We start from the raw sequence: 18,125 nt of genomic DNA on the forward strand, positions 1-18,125 counted from the left end.
AATAAAGATGTTATCTTTGCACCCCGCAACGGAGAGGTTCTTAAGTATTATTGATTAGAAAAACGGATTGAAAATTTTCTCAAAAAAAAGTTTCAAGAAGTTTTGGTAAATAAGAAAAGAGTTTTTACCTTTGCACCCCGCAAACGAAGAGAAGTTCATTTGAAATATTGAGTAAATAATTTAAGATTTTAGTCTTGAAAAAAGATAAAAAATAAATCAAAAATTATTTGCGAGATTAGAAAAAGATTTCTACCTTTGCACCCGCAAAAACAACGAAAGAAGTTTAGCGAAAAACAAGAAGAAACGTTCATAGACATATTGGATTGACAGCCGCTTCGAGCAGAGATGTTTGAAGCACAAAAAAATAAGAGTAAGAGAAATCGAGAGATTTGAAAAACCTAGCATTCTTTGTCTACAAATCAAAAGCGCAAGCTTTTAAAAATTATACGATGAAGAGTTTGATCCTGGCTCAGGATGAACGCTAGCGGCAGGCTTAACACATGCAAGTCGAGGGGTAGAGGAAGCTTGCTTCCTTGAGACCGGCGCACGGGTGCGTAACGCGTATGCAATCTACCTTGTACAGGGGGATAGCCCAGAGAAATTTGGATTAATACCCCATAGTGTAATGAATAGGCATCTATTTATTACTAAAGTTCCAACGGTACAAGATGAGCATGCGTCCCATTAGCTAGTTGGTGTGGTAACGGCATACCAAGGCAACGATGGGTAGGGGTCCTGAGAGGGAGATCCCCCACACTGGTACTGAGACACGGACCAGACTCCTACGGGAGGCAGCAGTGAGGAATATTGGTCAATGGGCGCAAGCCTGAACCAGCCATGCCGCGTGCAGGATGAAGCATCTATGGTGTGTAAACTGCTTTTGTACGGGAAGAAACAACTCTTCGTGAAGAGTCTTGACGGTACCGTAAGAATAAGGATCGGCTAACTCCGTGCCAGCAGCCGCGGTAATACGGAGGATCCAAGCGTTATCCGGAATCATTGGGTTTAAAGGGTCCGTAGGCGGTTTTATAAGTCAGTGGTGAAATCTGGTCGCTCAACGATCAAACGGCCATTGATACTGTAGAACTTGAATTACTTGGAAGTAACTAGAATATGTAGTGTAGCGGTGAAATGCTTAGAGATTACATGGAATACCAATTGCGAAGGCAGGTTACTACAAGTGGATTGACGCTGATGGACGAAAGCGTGGGGAGCGAACAGGATTAGATACCCTGGTAGTCCACGCCGTAAACGATGGATACTAGCTGTTCGGAGCAATCTGAGTGGCTAAGCGAAAGTGATAAGTATCCCACCTGGGGAGTACGAACGCAAGTTTGAAACTCAAAGGAATTGACGGGGGCCCGCACAAGCGGAGGAGCATGTGGTTTAATTCGATGATACGCGAGGAACCTTACCAAGGCTTAAATGGGAAACGACAGGTTTGGAAACAGACTTTTCTTCGGACGTTTTTCAAGGTGCTGCATGGTTGTCGTCAGCTCGTGCCGTGAGGTGTCAGGTTAAGTCCTATAACGAGCGCAACCCCTGTTGTTAGTTGCCAGCGAGTCATGTCGGGAACTCTAGCAAGACTGCCAGTGCAAACTGTGAGGAAGGTGGGGATGACGTCAAATCATCACGGCCCTTACGCCTTGGGCTACACACGTGCTACAATGGACGGTACAGAGAGCAGCCACTACGCAAGTAGGAGCGAATCTACAAAACCGTTCTCAGTTCGGATCGGAGTCTGCAACTCGACTCCGTGAAGCTGGATTCGCTAGTAATCGCAGATCAGCCATGCTGCGGTGAATACGTTCCCGGGCCTTGTACACACCGCCCGTCAAGCCATGGAAGCTGGGGGTACCTGAAGTCGGTGACCGCAAGGAGCTGCCTAGGGTAAAACTGGTAACTAGGGCTAAGTCGTAACAAGGTAGCCGTACCGGAAGGTGCGGCTGGAACACCTCCTTTCTAGAGACTATAAAAAGAAGTTAGGAAAAAGTTCTTAAGATTTTTTTTACTCTTGCTGTTAATTCAAATAATACAATAATTAAAAAACAGAGTCTCGTAGCTCAGCTGGTTAGAGTACTACACTGATAATGTAGGGGTCCCCAGTTCGAGTCTGGGCGGGACTACTAAGTTTTTTTGATTAAAAAAGGAAATTTTAGAGGTTGAGTAACCGTTTGAAGTACTGTTAACTGAAAACTGTTAACTGACGACTAAATATACGGGGGATTAGCTCAGCTGGCTAGAGCGCCTGCCTTGCACGCAGGAGGTCATCGGTTCGACTCCGATATTCTCCACTGGTTCCAAAAGGAACAACCGTTCATTGACATATTGAGATAAAAAAACATTTAAAAAGTAGAAAGAACACAGTTTTTATACAGTAATGTATAAAAACGAAAAGTACAATAAGCAAAATAAGGGCGTATGGGGGATGCCTAGGCTCTCAGAGGCGAAGAAGGACGTGATAAGCTGCGAAAAGCTACGGGGATTGGCACACACGAATTGATCCGTAGATATCCGAATGGGGCAACCCACTATATTGAAGATATAGTACCCGATAGGGGGCAAACCCGCTGAACTGAAACATCTAAGTAGGCGGAGGAGAAGAAAACAAAAGTGATTCCGTAAGTAGTGGCGAGCGAACGCGGATTAGCCCAAACCAATGTTGTTACGGCAATGTTGGGGTTGTAGGACCACGATATTTCTTGCGGATTGAATTAGAATTACCTGGAAAGGTAAACCACAGAGGGTGATAGTCCCGTATAAGTAAGAAAAGATAAGAATAGTGGTATCCTGAGTAGGGCGGGGCACGTGAAACCCTGTCTGAATCTGGCGGGACCATCCGCTAAGGCTAAATACTCCTGAGAGACCGATAGTGAACCAGTACTGTGAAGGAAAGGTGAAAAGAACCGTGAATAACGGAGTGAAATAGATCCTGAAACCATACGCTTACAAGCGGTCGGAGCCCTTTCGTGGGGTGACGGCGTGCCTTTTGCATAATGAGCCTACGAGTTAACGTTGCTGGCAAGGTTAAGTGATTAAGTCACGGATCCGTAGCGAAAGCGAGTCTGAATAGGGCGCTTTAGTCAGTAGTGTTAGACGCGAAACCGTGTGATCTACCCATGGGCAGGATGAAGCTGTGGTAACACATAGTGGAGGTCCGAACCGGTTGACGTTGAAAAGTCTTCGGATGACCTGTGGGTAGGGGTGAAAGGCCAATCAAACTCGGAAATAGCTCGTACTCCCCGAAATGCATTTAGGTGCAGCGTTAGTTATAAAGTTATATAGAGGTAGAGCTACTGATTGGATGCGGGGGCTTCACCGCCTACCAATTCCTGACAAACTCCGAATGCTATATAATGTTCACTAACAGTGAGGGCTTGGGTGCTAAGGTCCAAGTCCGAGAGGGAAAGAACCCAGACCATCAGCTAAGGTCCCCAAATGTATGCTAAGTTGAAAGAACGCGGTTTGTCTGCATCGACAGCTAGGATGTTGGCTTGGAAGCAGCCATTCATTTAAAGAGTGCGTAACAGCTCACTAGTCGAGCGGACGAGCATGGATAATAATCGGGCATAAGTATACTACCGAAGCTATGGATTTGTATTATATACAAGTGGTAGGGGAGCATTCTAACAGGGTTGAAGGTGTATCGTAAGGTATGCTGGACTGGTTAGAAAAGAAAATGTAGGCATAAGTAACGATAATGCGGGCGAGAAACCCGCACACCGAAAAACTAAGGTTTCCGCAGCTATGCTAATCAGCTGCGGGTTAGTCGGGTCCTAAGGCGCACCCGAAAGGGGAAGTCGATGGCCAACGGGTTAATATTCCCGTACTTCTTATAATTGTGATGGGGTGACGGAGTGATGAAAGCACCGCGAACTGACGGAATAGTTCGTTAAAGCACTTAGCTATAGGTTCTCTAGGCAAATCCGGAGAATTTGGTGAAATGCGATAGTACTCGGCGTCTTCGGACAAAGGGATAGTGTGCCTAAGGGCTTCCAAGAAAAACCTCTAAACTTAGATTATAAGAACCCGTACCGTAAACCGACACAGGTAGTTGAGGAGAGAATCCTAAGGTGCTCGAGAGATTCATGGCTAAGGAATTAGGCAAAATAGACCTGTAACTTCGGGAGAAAGGTCGCCAGCGCAAGCTGGCCGCAGTGAAAAGGTCCAGGCGACTGTTTATCAAAAACACAGGGCTCTGCAAAATCGTAAGATGAAGTATAGGGCCTGACACCTGCCCGGTGCTGGAAGGTTAAGAGGAGATGTTATCTTCGGAGAAGCATTGAATTGAAGCCCCAGTAAACGGCGGCCGTAACTATAACGGTCCTAAGGTAGCGAAATTCCTTGTCGGGTAAGTTCCGACCTGCACGAATGGTGTAACGATCTGGACACTGTCTCAGCCATGAGCTCGGTGAAATTGTAGTAACGGTGAAGATGCCGTTTACCCGCAGTGGGACGAAAAGACCCTGTGCACCTTTACTATAGCTTAGTATTGGTCTTGGATAAGTGATGTGTAGGATAGGTGGGAGACTGTGAAATGGCGTCGCCAGGCGTTGTGGAGTCATTGTTGAAATACCACCCTTTGCTTATCTGAGGTCTAACCCCATATTGTGGGGGACATTGCTTGGTGGGTAGTTTGACTGGGGTGGTCGCCTCCAAAAGAGTAACGGAGGCTTCTAAAGGTTCCCTCAGCACGCTTGGTAACCGTGCGTAGAGTGCAATGGCATAAGGGAGCTTGACTGAGAGACATACAGGTCGATCAGGTACGAAAGTAGAGCATAGTGATCCGGTGGTTCCGCATGGAAGGGCCATCGCTCAAAGGATAAAAGGTACGCCGGGGATAACAGGCTGATCTCCCCAAGAGCTCATATCGACGGGGGGGTTTGGCACCTCGATGTCGGCTCGTCACATCCTGGGGCTGGAGAAGGTCCCAAGGGTTGGGCTGTTCGCCCATTAAAGTGGCACGCGAGCTGGGTTCAGAACGTCGTGAGACAGTTCGGTCTCTATCTACTGTGGGCGTTAGAAATTTGAGTGGATCTGATTCTAGTACGAGAGGACCGAATTGGACTGACCTCTAGTGTATCTGTTGTCTCGCCAGGGGCATCGCAGAGTAGCTACGTCGGGAAGGGATAAGCGCTGAAAGCATATAAGCGCGAAACCCACCACAAGATGAGATTTCTTTTAAGGGTCGTGGAAGATGACCACGTTGATAGGCTATAGATGTAAAGGCAGTAATGTCATAGTCGAGTAGTACTAATAACCCGTAAGCTTATGTACGTGCATGCGCCCCGCAAGGGGCGCGGCAAACTTTCTCCCTTCGAGTATACCTCAGGGATCAATGATTTTTATCTCAGTATGTTAAGATATTGTGTAATGTTGGTCTGGTTTTAACCAAATCACCCTTGCAAAACGACCTTAAGGTGGTTATTGCGGCGGGGCTCACCTCTTCCCATCTCGAACAGAGAAGTTAAGCCCGCCTGCGCAGATGGTACTGCAATCCTGTGGGAGAGTATGTCGCTGCCTTTCTTTAGAAAACCCTTCATCATTCGATGAGGGGTTTTTTGTTTTATATAGTTTTATGAAATAAAAAAATGAAAAATTGCCCCGTTATTTTATTGAAAATATAGCGTGAGGGATGGAAACGATATCCTTTTGCAAGTTAAATGCAAAAGATATAGTGGACAGCCCGACACCCTTTAGGGGCACGCCATAAAAAAAAACTGCTTTGTGTTGATTTTTAATATGTTATATTTTGTGCTTCAGTCTAATTTTTAAGCGTCTTGAAGTAGTCACAATGAATATTAATCGGACATTGATCACATTTAGGATTGGTAGGTCGGCAGATTTCGCGCCCTAAAAATGAAATAGCCATGCCAATTTCTCCCCAAATTTCTTTTGGTAAAACTTGCATTAGCTGTTTTTCAACTTTGTTCCCGTCTTTGGTTTCGGGGATTAAGCCAATTCTAGGAGCCACTCTTATAACATGTAAATCACAAATTATGCCTTCTGAAGGGGAATTCATCTCACGCATGATAACGTTTGCCGATTTTCTTCCTATTCCTTTTAGTGAAACTAAACTTTCCATTGTTAGTGGAATTTTTTTATCTTCTTTTAGTTCTTGAGCAATTTCAATGATCCATCCTGCTTTTGTTCCAAAGTTTCTCACTTTTGAAATAAAGGGAATCAAAGCCTCGGTGTTAGAAACTGACAAACTTTCCAAATTAGGATAAATTTTAAACAAGGCAGGGGTGATTTTGTTAATATTTGCATCAGAATCTTGTGCGGAGAGTATCACCATAATCATAAGCTGATATAAGTTTTGATACTCTAAAGGATGTTTTTTGTTTTTATATTTAGTTAGGAGAGGAGTTAATTTTTCTTCCCATGTCTTAGTTGCACTCATGATTATTTTATTTGTAAATAAATTTAATAAAAAAATCCAGCGCAAGGCTGGATTAATATTATAGTAAATCTAATGTTTTTTCTAAGGCCATTCCTCTGGAACCTTTTATTAGAATTGTTTTATTTTCAATAGGAATTGATTTAAATTTTTCAGCAAAACTTAAAAAATTTTCGAAGAAAAAAACGTGATTTATGTCTATTTTATTACTATAAAAATCTTTACCTATGAAAAACGTTTTAACAGAAGGCTCTTTAGTGAGGATTTCAACTATTTTTTTATGTTCATCAATGCTTTCGTCACCTAGTTCAAACATGTCGCCTAAAATGGCAATTTTGTTGTTTGAATCAAGTTGTATAAAGTTGGTTATTGCTGCAAGCATGCTGCTTGGGTTAGCATTGTATGCATCTAGAATTATTTTGTTTGTTTTTTTTTCAATTAATTGTGAGCGATTATTGTTAGGTTGGTAATCTTCAATTGCCTTTTTTATATCTGAATCGGTTATGTTGAAATATTTACCAATAGTAATTGCAGCATTTATATTGTTGGCATTGTAAATTCCAATTAAATGTGAATTGATTAGTTGATTATTGAAACTAATTTTAACCATTGGGTTTGCTTCAACATATTTTATTATAATATTAGCCTCATTTTTCAGGCCAAAAGTAAAACATTTAATATTAGCTCCTTTTTCTACTTGTAAGGGGTCATCACTATTGATGAAAACTGTTTTTTCATTTTTTCTTAGATAAGAATATAGTTCGCTTTTCCCTTTTATAACACCTTCAAAACCCCCAAAACCATCTAAGTGGGCTTTACCAAAATTTGTGATATAGCCATAATCTGGTTGTGCTATTTCGCAAAGCATTTCAATTTCTTTTTGATGATTTGCACCCATTTCAACTATGCCTATGTCAGTGTTTTCATCAAATGAAAGCAAAGTCAAAGGCACACCTATATGGTTGTTAAGATTTCCAATAGTGGCTTTTGTGTTGTATTTCATAGAGAGAACTGAGTTAATAAGTTCCTTTGTAGTTGTTTTTCCGTTACTACCTGTTAATGCAACTATTGGTAATCCTAATTGATTTCTATGATAATTTGCGAGTTCTTGTAATGTTTGTAAGCTATCTTTTACTAATAACATTTTATTTTCATTAGTAAAATATTTTTTGTCATCAATTATAACAAACAAAGCTCCTTTTTTTAGTGCTTCTTCAGCAAAGGTATTTGCATCAAATTTTTCCCCTTTTAATGCTATAAAAAGGGAATTAGGTTCAATTTTACGTGTATCAGTAGAAACTGAGTCACATTGTAAAAAACATTGGTAGATATCTTCTATTCTCATATTGCGAAAGTAAGAAAAAATTAAAAGCCCCAAAAAGGGGCTTTTAATTATATGTAAACAAAATTATTAGTTTCTTGGTCTTTTCTTGAAGTCAGATTTTGGACCTACTCTAGACATTGCACATCTGAATCCAATGTAGTCAGAAGCAATTTCTTGTTGGCAGTATCTTCTCTGAGCTGGATCTAACCAATAAGCTCTGTCTCTCCATGACCCTCCTTTGTAAACTCTTACATCATCGCCAATTAAAGTTGTTCTTTTTCCAGTTTTGTCAAACTTACGACTCAATTTAGCAGTGCTGTCAATTTTTCCAGTACTATCCTTAACAACTTCTACTTTGTGAATAGGAGAGTCATACATTCTTTTCTTTTCGCTTATTTTTTCTCCTTCTTCAGCGCTTCCAAAATCAAAATAACGAGTTGATTGTTTGTCTCCGTCTCGGTATCCAATATTGTTACTTGTAGAGAAGTTTTGTCTTAAATAAGTTTCGTTTTCGTCAACAGGCACTTGAGCAATTTCTCCTGGTTTGTTTCTTGCAACAACTTTACCATTACTTAACGTATCATATTTGATTGTTTCAGAAGTTACAAACTCTAATTTGCCATCTTTGTCGATTTTATTTTTAGTATAAACGTTACCACGGAAGTAGTTGAAGTCATTTGCTTCATCATCAACCATTGGTCGGTATACATCCTGTACCCATTCAGCAACGTTACCAGCCATATCATATAGTCCGAAATCGTTAGGCTTGTAAGATTTTACGGGAGCTGTAATATCTGCACCGTCATCTGACCATCCTGCAATTCCTCCGTAATCTCCTTTACCTTGTTTGAAGTTAGCCAATTGATCACCTCTTGTTTGTCTTTTACCAGATCTAGTATATTGACCTTTCCAAGGATATTTCTTTTGTCCTCTATAAATGTTGTATTCTCTTTGACCTACATCTGCAGCAGCAGCATATTCCCACTCAGCTTCTGTTGGAAGTCTATATTCTGGTAATAAAACACCAGATGTTTTTTGTGCATATACATTAGTCGGTCCTTCAGCACCAGCAGTAGCAGTAGCATCAGCATCATCTCCTTTAGCTTTTTTAGCTTTAGCTTTTTTGCCTCCACGACCAGTTTTTTGTAAAATAATTTCCTCATTACCACCAAATGAAGTAGAAGGAGAAACTAAATAGGCTTCAGTATCAAAAGTATTATTTGCATCTACATCAACTACTTTTGCTCCTTTTTTCATGTAACCTTCTCTTTCAAGAATAGCTTCGTTAACACGATTTGTTCTCCATTTAGCAAACTCAGTAGCTTGTAACCAGTTTACACCTACAACAGGATAATCTTTATAAGCTGGATGTCTTAAATAGTTGTTAGTCATAGTTTCATTATAACCTAATCTATTTCTCCAAACCAAAGTATCTGGTAATGCACCTTCATATATATGTTTGTAATTCTCGTCAGTTGGTGGGAATACTCTCTTAACCCAATCAAGATACTCCATGTACATCATGTTAGTAACTTCTGTTTCATCCATGTAAAAAGATTGTACGTGTTGTTGACTTGGAGAGTTATTCCAGTCGTGCATTGGGTCGTCTTGAACTTTACCCATTGTGAACGTACCTCCTTCAACTAGTACTAAACCAGGGGCAGTTTCTTGTTTAGTAAAGCTTGAATTGTACTGGAAACCTCCATTAGGGTCATTAATTTTCCATCCAGTAGCTGACGAAGTGTTTTTCGAGCTTGACTTTTTGCTACAGCTAGCAAAACCAAACAATACTATCATGGAGAATAGTATTCTTACAGTCATAATTTTGTTTACTTTCATACTTTCAGTAGGTAATTATTTTGTGGCGCAATATAATAATTAACCATTAAACTGCAACACCTTTTTGATAAATATTTAAAAAAATCTTAAAATTTGATTTTTTTCCCATTTTTGTTAACGAATAATGTTTTTTATTATTGTATTAAATACCATATTTTTACAAGCTGAAATAAAATTTCTTTTACGACGTTATAGTGTTATATATGAAAAAATACTCCTTAATAGTTACACTTTTTTTTTATTTATTTTCCTTTGCTCAGGAAAAGAGGAAAGTTTCTGTTGAATGGATTGAGAATAGTTTGTATAAACACAATCAATCTTTCCAGTTTAGAATTCCATTTATAAAGTCCGAAAGTCTTCAGTTTAATGATGAAAGTAAAACCATTTTATTATCGGAGAAATTTAAGACTGATGCTGATATTGATGAAGGTAGTTTAATTATTTCAAATCTTGTTTTGGAAAATATTTCTTCAGAGACTTTAGGGGAATTAAATAAAGCAAAAATAAAATCTAATATTGTAGCAACAATTTCTAATGCTAAGGCTAGAGATGTGAACTACGCTGTTTTTTCTTTTTCGCCAATTATTAAACAAGATGGTGTTTATAAAAAGGTAAAAAGTTTAGAATATTCATTTAGTTATTCAACTGTGTCTTCAGTTTCTTCCAAAAATGTAATGGCCTTGTCAAGTTCTGTTTTAAAAACTGGAGAATGGAAAAGGTTTTATGTTCAAAGATCTGGTGTGTATAAAATTACTAAAGCATTTTTATCTAGCTTGGGTTTTAATGTTAATGTTGATCCTAGGACTATTAAAATATACGGTAATGGTGGGAGGATGATTCCGCTTGTAAATTCTGTGCCTTATCCATTTGATATTGCTGAAAATGCTATTCAATTTATTGGTGAAGAAGATGGTTCTTTCCAAGATAATGATTATATTCTTTTTTATGCGGAAGGAGTTGATAATTGGAATGATGATAGTGAAACACACGTTAATTTGTACGGAGATAAATCCTATTACTACATTACTTCTTCAATTGGGAACGGTAAAAGAATTCAAAATTTAAATGAACCAATTCAATCTCCTAATAATGTTTACTCCTCTTTTGATGATTATCAATTTCATGAAATTGATAGGGTTAATATAGCTAGATTAGGGAGAACATGGTATGGTGAGCAGTTTAATTTTGAAAATCAACAAACTTTTCAATTTAATTTTCCTAACATACAAACGGCCAATCCAATCAAGATAAAGGTTAGGGCTGCTGCGTCAGCTGCGTCAGTTACGAATATGGGGGTCAATGTTAATGGGCAGTCAATTGGTGCTATTTCATTTACTGCATCAAACCCACAAGGTCCAGTTTATGCATCGGCAAATATTCTTGACACGTCATATTCTTCAAATTCACAAAATATATCTGTTGTATTAAAATATAATAATAATGGTGTTCCTAGTAGTAATGCATTTCTTGATTATATAGCAATTACTGCTAAATCAGATTTGAAAGGTTTTGGTAAACAATTTCGTTTTAAAGTTAATGATGTTACTACTCAAGTTGGTGTTTGTGAATATCAGATAAGTAACGCAACCAGTATTGGGCAAATTTGGGATATTACAGATATATATAATGTTACTTCTAAGCAAAACTCAGGGTTGTCAACAATTTCTGTTAAAGCTACAATGGGGCAAGCTAAAAAATATATTGTAGTTGATAATAACGACTTTTATAGTCCAGAAAAAGATAGTGATCCTTCTGTTTCAAATCAGGATTTAAAAGGCACCATTTTTTATGATAATCAAGGTCAATTAAAGGATGTCGATTATGTAATTGTTTCACCAGCTTATTTGTCAGGTCAGGCAGAAAGATTGGCAAATTTTCATAGAAATTATTCTTCGTTGAATGTTAAAGTGGTTACATTAGAGATGTTGTACAAAGAGTTTTCTTCTGGTAAGCCAGATATTGGTGCAATTAGGAATTTTGTGAAATATATTTACGATAATGATCCTTTTGTTCCTGGAGATAGAATAAAATACGTTTGCTTGTTTGGAGATGCTTCTTTTGATTTTAAAGATAGAATTCAGAATAATACTAATGTGGTTCCTATTTTTCATTCTTTAGAAAGTTTTTCTTTAGTTTCTTCGTTTGTCTCAGACGATTATTTTGGATTAATGGATTCTAATGAAGGAAATATGCTGTCAAATTTAGGTTTGGATTTAGCTGTTGGTAGAATTTTGGTAAGTAATGTTGAGCAAGCAGAACAGATGGTTACTAAAATTATTGACTACCACGACTTAAAATCATATGGAAGATGGCGTAATAATATAGTATTTATTTCAGACGATATTGATAAAGGCAGTGATAGTACTTTGCAGCAAAACATGAATGCTTTGGGTGATGTAATAGTAAATCAAAAAAAATTCATCAATCTTAAAAAAATCTATATGGATGCCTATGTTCAGGAAACTACATCAGGAGGGCAAAAGTATCCTAAAGCGAGAGAAGAAATGTTTAATGCTTTTGGTCAAGGAGCGTTGGTTTTTAACTATTTAGGTCATGGGGGAGAAGATGGTCTTTCAAGTGAGAGAATCTTTGAAATTCCAGATGCAAAAACTTTGGCAAACAAATATAAATACCCATTGTTTATAACTGTGACATGTGAATTTACTCGTTTTGATAACCCTTTAAGGCCAACAGCTGGCGAGCTTGTATATCAAAATCCAGCAGGAGGTTCAATAGCGATGGTAACAACGACGAGGCAAATTGGACAAGGTACAGGCGAGACTTTTAATACTAATTTTGGAGCAAGATTGTTCTCGTATGGATCAAATGTTTATCCTTCTATTGCAGAAGCTGTTCGTTTAACAAAGGCTGCTTCTTCAAACCCAGGGAATAATGTTATTTCTTACATTGGTGATCCAGCCTTGATGTTAGCTATTGCTAAGCCTAAAGTCCGATTAACAAAAATAAATGATGTTCCAATTGCTTTATCTACAGATAATTTACAAGCGCTTAGTTTTGTTAAATTGTCGGGAGAAGTGACGGATGAGTTAGATAATGTTTTGACATCTTATAATGGTGATGTGGCGGTTCAGATTTTTGATAAAGATGTTAATCGTGGTACATTGGTTAATGATGGGATTGGGACTCCAATGAGTTTTGTAACCCTTGGAGAAACTATTTTTAGAGGTAATGCTTCTGTAAATAACGGTTTGTTTGAATTTGGGTTTGTAGTTCCAAAAGATATAAAAATAAATGTTGGTAATGGTAAGGTGAGTTTTTATGCAAAACATAATACATTACTTCAAAATCAAACAGGATGGGATACTACTATTAAGGTAGGAGGAATAAATACTAATGCAGAGGTTGATATCACTGGGCCTCGTGTCAGAATTTATATGAATGATGAAACATTTGTTTCTGGAGGAATTACAGATCAATCACCTCTTTTCTTGGCATTTCTTGAGGATGAGCATGGAATAAATACGGCAAGTGGAATTGGTCATGATATCATTGCTTATCTGGATGGTGATGAAACAAAACCTTATGTGTTAAATGATTATTATGAAACTGAGTTAAATGATTATACGCAAGGAAAATTAAAGTATCCTTTTAGAAATTTAGCTCCAGGATTACATACTTTAACATTTAAAGCATGGGATGTGTACAATAATTTGATAACTGCAGAGTTACAGTTTATAGTAGTGGGTGATGAAACATTGATGATTACAAATGTTTTAAATTATCCAAATCCATTTGTTAATCATACTGAGTTTTGGTTTACGCATAATAAACCTTCAGAACCTCTTGAGGTACAAGTTCAAGTTATGACAGTTACTGGAAAGATAGTGTGGTCTAAAAATCAATTAATCACTACAGAAGGTTTTACTTCAAGAGATATTACTTGGGATGGAAGAGATGATTTTGGGGATAAAATAGGTAAGGGAGTATATGTGTATAAATTAACTGTTAAGTCAACTTTAACGAATAAAAAGACGGAAAAGTTTGAGAAACTAGTAATACTTTAATAAAAGAATATATATTTGTCAAATATTTATAAAAGCTGAAATGAAAAAAATTGGTTTTCTAATTACCGGACTATTATTTGCCCTGAATATACAAGCCCAAAACGAAAGACCTATTACCACTGGAGTACCGTTCTTATTGATTGCAGCCGATGCTCGTTCTGCTGGTATGGGTGATAATGGAGTTGCTACTTCTCCTGATGCGTTTTCACAACAATTTAACCCAGCTAAATATGCTTTTTCCTTAAAAAAGCAAGGATTTACAGCTAGTTACACACCTTATTTGACTGATTTGGTAAATGATATTTCATTAGGACAAATCAATTATTTCAATAGATTTAATGAAAGAAGTGCTTTTGCTGGTAGTTTACGTTATTTTAGTTTAGGAGAAATTGAATTAACTGATAGAGAGAGTAATTCATTAGGAAATGTTAAACCAAACGAATTGGCATTCGATTTATCATATGCACTTCAATTAAGTGATAGATTTTCTATGGCTGTTGCTGGTAGATATATCCGTTCAAACCTGAGATTTGCAACAACAAATACTGATGCTTCTTCGGCGAATACTTTTGCGGTGGATGTTGCTGGTTTTTATCAGTCTGAAGAGATGGCTTTTAATGATTTTAACGGTAGATATCGTTTAGGATTTAATATACAAAATTTGGGGCCAAAAATTTCATACGAAGGTGATATTGAAAGAAGTTCCAACTTTTTACCTGCTAATTTAAGACTAGGTGGAGGTTTCGATTTTATCTTTGATGAATATAATAAGGTTGCTGCTAATTTAGAATTTACAAAATTATTAGTACCTACTCCAAAAGTTGTTACTGATAAAGATGGTAATGGTATCGTTGATGGTAGCGAGTATCAAGCAGCAGCTGATGAATACAATAATATAAGTTGGGCATCAGGTGTTTTTAAATCTTTTGGTGATGCGCCTGATGGATTTAAAGAGGAAATAAAAGAATTTACATATTCGGCAGGTTTAGAATATTGGTACCAAGATTCATTTGCTTTAAGAGCTGGGTACTTTAATGAAAGTAAAGATAAAGGTGCTAGAAAATTTGCAACGATAGGGGCAGGATTTAGATATACTGCTATAACATTAGATGTTTCTTATCTGTTTTCAGCATCGAAAGTCAAAAATCCATTGGAAAACACATTGCGTTTTTCATTAACGTTTAATTTTGGTGATGACTATGATCAATATTAGAAATAGAAAATAATTAATAAAAAATCCAAATTTCATTTTTTTGAAATTTGGATTTTTTTTCCCTTATAAAGTATGAAAGAAATTAAAATTGACACGAAAATCTTAGTCTTTAATTCAGTTGAAGAACTTTTTAAAGAAGATCAAGATTTAATGAAGAAAGCGGTTGAAGTAAGGAAAAATGCGTATGCACCCTATTCAAAATTCAAAGTTGGAGCTGCATTATTGTTGGATAATGGAGAAATAGTAGTGGGGTCAAATCAAGAAAATGCGGCCTATCCGTCTGGATTGTGCGCTGAACGAGTAGCTATTTTTCAAGCAGGAGCAGTATATCCTGATGCTAAAATTGTAAAGATGGCTATTACTGCTGGTGCAACAGAAAATATAACGACAAAACCTATCCCACCTTGTGGTGCCTGTCGTCAGTCTATATTTGAATATGAGTTTAGGCAAGATCTTTCCATAGAAATATATTTTATGGGAGAAACAGGTGAAGTGTATAAATCAGATTCGATTCAAAATCTATTACCGCTTACATTTGATAAAAACTATTTATAAATTAGAAAAATTACGCTGTAAATTTTATCAATTATTAGGAATGTCTTACTTTTGCTCTTCGCAAATTTGTGTGAGGTCAATTTTTTGCGTCTTATAAAATAATTACACACAATACTTTACAAAGTCACATGAAAGAAGTAACAAAAGAAGTTTTATTAAAGTGGTATGAAGATATGCTGTTTTGGCGTAAATTCGAGGACAAATTAGCAGCCGTTTATATCCAACAAAAAGTTAGAGGATTTTTACATTTATACAACGGACAAGAAGCAGTTCTTGCAGGAGCCATACATGCAATGGATTTGTCTAAAGACAAAATGATTACTGCATACAGAAACCACGTTCAGCCTATTGCAATGGGTGTAGATCCAAGAAAAGTAATGGCGGAGTTATATGGTAAAGTTACTGGAACTTCAAAAGGTATGGGAGGTTCAATGCATATTTTTTCTAAAGAACACGGGTTCTATGGAGGTCATGGTATTGTAGGAGCACAAATTCCAGTAGGTGCAGGTATCGCTTTCGCTGATAAATATTTTGAAACAGGGGGAGTAACATTAACTTATTTTGGAGATGGAGCTGCACGTCAAGGTTCATTACACGAAGCTTTCAATATGGCTATGAACTGGAAATTGCCAGTTGTATTTATCGTTGAAAACAATGGATATGCAATGGGTACTTCAGTAGAAAGAACAGCTAATCATACAGATATCTGGAAATTAGGTTTAGGATATGAAATGCCATGTGGGCCAGTTGACGGTATGAATCCTATTAAAGTTGCTGAAGCTATGCACGAAGCTATTGATAGAGCACGTCGTGGCGACGGACCAACCTTTCTTGAAATGAAAACATACCGTTACAGAGGACACTCAATGTCTGATGCACAATTATACAGAACCAAAGAAGAAGTGGAAGAATACAAAAAAATCGACCCGATTACTCAGGTTCTCGATATGATTAAAGAAAACAAATATGCTACTGATGCCGAAATCGAAACTATCGACCAGAGAGTTGCCGATTTAGTAACTGAATGTGAAAAATTCGCTGATGAATCTCCATTCCCTACTGCAGAGCAATTATACGACGTAGTATATGAACAAGAAAATTATCCATTTATCCCTCATAGATTATAAATTATGGCAACAGTAATTACAATGCCTCGTTTGAGCGATACGATGACGGAAGGAACCGTGGCAACATGGCTTAAAAAAGTGGGTGACAAAGTAAAAGAAGGTGATATTCTTGCCGAAATTGAAACAGACAAAGCTACTATGGAGTTTGAGTCTTTCAATGCAGGAACGCTATTACATATTGGAATCGAAGCTGGTCAATCTGCACCAGTAGATTCATTGTTAGCAATTATCGGAAACGAAGGAGAAGATATTTCGGCATTATTAAATGGAGGAACTGCTTCTAAAGTTGAAACTGCTGTGCCAGTTGTAGAAGAAAAATCTTCACAAGTTGCTGCTCCAACAGCTGAATTACCTGTAGGAGTAAAAGTAGTGACTATGCCTCGCTTGTCTGATACCATGACAACAGGAACAGTTGCGACTTGGTTAAAAAAAGTTGGAGACGCAGTTAAAGAAGGAGATATCCTTGCTGAAATAGAAACAGATAAAGCAACTATGGAGTTCGAATCATTCAATGCTGGTACTTTGTTGTACATTGGTATTGAAGAAGGTGGTTCGGCACCAGTTGATAGTATATTAGCAATTTTAGGCCCTGTGGGAACAGATGTTTCAGGTGTAGTGGCTAACTTTAAAGTTGGAGGTGCTGTTGAGGCTCCAAAAACTGAGGAAGTAAAAGCAGAAACGAATACTCCAGTTGCGCTTACAACTCCGGTTGCAACTACATCTGGTAGAATTTTTGCTTCTCCGTTAGCTAAAAAAATTGCAGAAGAGAAAGGAATTAATCTTTCACAAGTAAATGGTTCAGGAGAAAACGGAAGAATTACAAAAGCAGATGTTGAGAATTTTGTGCCAGGAGCTGCTGCTGTAAGTACGCCAGTTCAAGCTGTTGCTCAAGCTCAAGCTGCTGTTAGTGCAGTTAAACCATTTGTTCCTGCTGGAGAAGTTTTCCAAGAGGAAGTGAAAAATTCACAAATGCGTAAAGTAATTGCAAAACGTTTATCAGAATCTAAATTTACTGCACCACATTATTATTTGACTATCGAGTTAGATATGGATAATGCGATTGCTTCACGTAATATGATTAATGGTTTGCCAGAAACGAAAGTTTCTTTCAATGATATGGTGATTAAAGCATCTGCTATGGCATTGAAAAAGCATCCTCAAGTGAACTCTCAATGGAAAGATGAAGCTACAATTATCAATCACCATGTGAATATTGGTGTAGCTGTAGCTGTTGAAGACGGATTGGTGGTTCCAGTATTGAAATTTACAGACCAAATGAGCTTAACGCAAATTGGTGCATCTGTTAAAGATATGGCGGGAAGAGCGAAAGCTAAAAAAATCCAACCTGCAGAAATGGAAGGAAGTACATTTACAATTTCTAACTTAGGAATGTTTGGTATACAATCTTTCACATCTATCATCAACCAGCCTAATTCAGCTATTTTATCAGTAGGTGCTATTGTAGAAAAACCGGTGGTTAAAAATGGTCAAATCGTTGTTGGAAATACAATGACAGTAACTTTAGCATGTGATCATAGAACTGTTGATGGTGCAACTGGAGCACAATTCTTGCAAACGTTCAAAGCATTTATGGAAAACCCAGTTACAATGTTAGCATAATAAAATAAAATTATAGAATGAA

The 18,125-nt window shown here is 37.6% G+C and carries 8 protein-coding genes, 2 tRNA genes and 3 rRNA genes; 10 read left to right on the forward strand and 3 right to left on the reverse strand.

The window, feature by feature from the left end; translation table 11 throughout:
* The first annotated feature begins 446 nt into the window (after window positions 1-446).
* From LJY17_RS14295 to rrf, 5 genes are all read left to right on the forward strand, one after another.
* Window positions 447-1,962: ribosomal RNA gene (locus LJY17_RS14295) — 16S ribosomal RNA — on the forward strand.
* A 90-nt stretch (window positions 1,963-2,052) separates the two neighbouring features.
* A tRNA-Ile gene (locus LJY17_RS14300) sits at window positions 2,053-2,126 on the forward strand.
* Between the two features lie 94 nt (window positions 2,127-2,220).
* Window positions 2,221-2,294, forward strand: a tRNA-Ala gene (locus tag LJY17_RS14305).
* 106 nt (window positions 2,295-2,400) lie between these two features.
* Window positions 2,401-5,277, forward strand: a 23S ribosomal RNA gene (locus tag LJY17_RS14310).
* A 139-nt stretch (window positions 5,278-5,416) separates the two neighbouring features.
* A 5S ribosomal RNA gene (rrf, locus tag LJY17_RS14315) occupies window positions 5,417-5,526 on the forward strand.
* The 16S, 23S and 5S rRNA genes sit together here with 2 tRNA genes alongside, the layout of an rRNA operon.
* Before the next feature lie 238 nt (window positions 5,527-5,764).
* On the opposite strand, the gene LJY17_RS14320 is transcribed toward rrf, so the two are convergent.
* The 3 genes from LJY17_RS14320 to gldJ all read right to left on the reverse strand — a co-directional run bounded on the left by LJY17_RS14320 (window position 5,765) and on the right by gldJ (window position 9,563).
* A complete protein-coding gene (locus tag LJY17_RS14320) occupies window positions 5,765-6,403 on the reverse strand; it encodes an endonuclease III domain-containing protein (protein WP_264544492.1) in 639 nt (212 codons plus the stop codon).
* A 58-nt stretch (window positions 6,404-6,461) separates the two neighbouring features.
* On the reverse strand, window positions 6,462-7,745 hold the full coding sequence (locus LJY17_RS14325; protein WP_264544493.1) for a UDP-N-acetylmuramoyl-tripeptide--D-alanyl-D-alanine ligase: 1,284 nt from the start codon (window positions 7,743-7,745) through the stop codon (window positions 6,462-6,464).
* Between the two features lie 66 nt (window positions 7,746-7,811).
* Entirely contained in the window at window positions 7,812-9,563 is a 1,752-nt protein-coding gene (gldJ, locus tag LJY17_RS14330) for a gliding motility lipoprotein GldJ (protein ID WP_264544494.1), read from the reverse strand.
* A gap of 203 nt (window positions 9,564-9,766) precedes the next feature.
* Here gldJ and porU point away from each other — a divergent pair, with 203 nt between their 5' ends.
* The 5 genes from porU to LJY17_RS14355 all read left to right on the forward strand — a co-directional run bounded on the left by porU (window position 9,767) and on the right by LJY17_RS14355 (window position 18,103).
* Window positions 9,767-13,588, forward strand: a complete 3,822-nt coding sequence (gene porU, locus LJY17_RS14335; protein WP_264544495.1) for a type IX secretion system sortase PorU — start codon at window positions 9,767-9,769, stop codon at window positions 13,586-13,588.
* A 40-nt stretch (window positions 13,589-13,628) separates the two neighbouring features.
* On the forward strand, window positions 13,629-14,801 hold the full coding sequence (gene porV / locus LJY17_RS14340) for a type IX secretion system outer membrane channel protein PorV (protein WP_264544496.1): 1,173 nt from the start codon (window positions 13,629-13,631) through the stop codon (window positions 14,799-14,801).
* A 72-nt stretch (window positions 14,802-14,873) separates the two neighbouring features.
* Entirely contained in the window at window positions 14,874-15,356 is a 483-nt protein-coding gene (gene cdd, locus LJY17_RS14345) for a cytidine deaminase (protein WP_264544497.1), read from the forward strand.
* Between the two features lie 128 nt (window positions 15,357-15,484).
* On the forward strand, window positions 15,485-16,483 hold the full coding sequence (gene pdhA, locus LJY17_RS14350; RefSeq protein ID WP_264544498.1) for a pyruvate dehydrogenase (acetyl-transferring) E1 component subunit alpha: 999 nt from the start codon (window positions 15,485-15,487) through the stop codon (window positions 16,481-16,483).
* Window positions 16,484-16,486: 3 nt separating this feature from the next.
* Window positions 16,487-18,103 carry a pyruvate dehydrogenase complex dihydrolipoamide acetyltransferase gene (locus tag LJY17_RS14355; protein ID WP_264544499.1) on the forward strand — a complete coding sequence of 539 codons (1,617 nt, stop codon included), beginning with the start codon at window positions 16,487-16,489 and terminating at the stop codon, window positions 18,101-18,103.
* Window positions 18,104-18,125: the final 22 nt, after the last annotated feature.

The organism is Flavobacterium hankyongi (assembly GCF_036840915.1).
Classification (GTDB): Bacteria; Bacteroidota; Bacteroidia; order Flavobacteriales; family Flavobacteriaceae; genus Flavobacterium; species Flavobacterium hankyongi.

Excerpts from the sequence above, each read along its gene's own strand:
- porV (WP_264544496.1), top strand. The coding sequence starts at position 13,629 with ATGAAAAAAATTGGTTTTCTAATTACCGGACTATTATTTGCCCTGAAT.
- cdd (WP_264544497.1), top strand. The coding sequence starts at position 14,874 with ATGAAAGAAATTAAAATTGACACGAAAATCTTAGTCTTTAATTCAGTT.
- porU (WP_264544495.1), top strand. The coding sequence starts at position 9,767 with ATGAAAAAATACTCCTTAATAGTTACACTTTTTTTTTATTTATTTTCC.
- LJY17_RS14325 (WP_264544493.1), bottom strand. The coding sequence starts at position 7,745 with ATGAGAATAGAAGATATCTACCAATGTTTTTTACAATGTGACTCAGTT.
- pdhA (WP_264544498.1), top strand. The coding sequence starts at position 15,485 with ATGAAAGAAGTAACAAAAGAAGTTTTATTAAAGTGGTATGAAGATATG.
- LJY17_RS14320 (WP_264544492.1), bottom strand. The coding sequence starts at position 6,403 with ATGAGTGCAACTAAGACATGGGAAGAAAAATTAACTCCTCTCCTAACT.
- gldJ (WP_264544494.1), bottom strand. The coding sequence starts at position 9,563 with ATGAAAGTAAACAAAATTATGACTGTAAGAATACTATTCTCCATGATA.
- LJY17_RS14355 (WP_264544499.1), top strand. The coding sequence starts at position 16,487 with ATGGCAACAGTAATTACAATGCCTCGTTTGAGCGATACGATGACGGAA.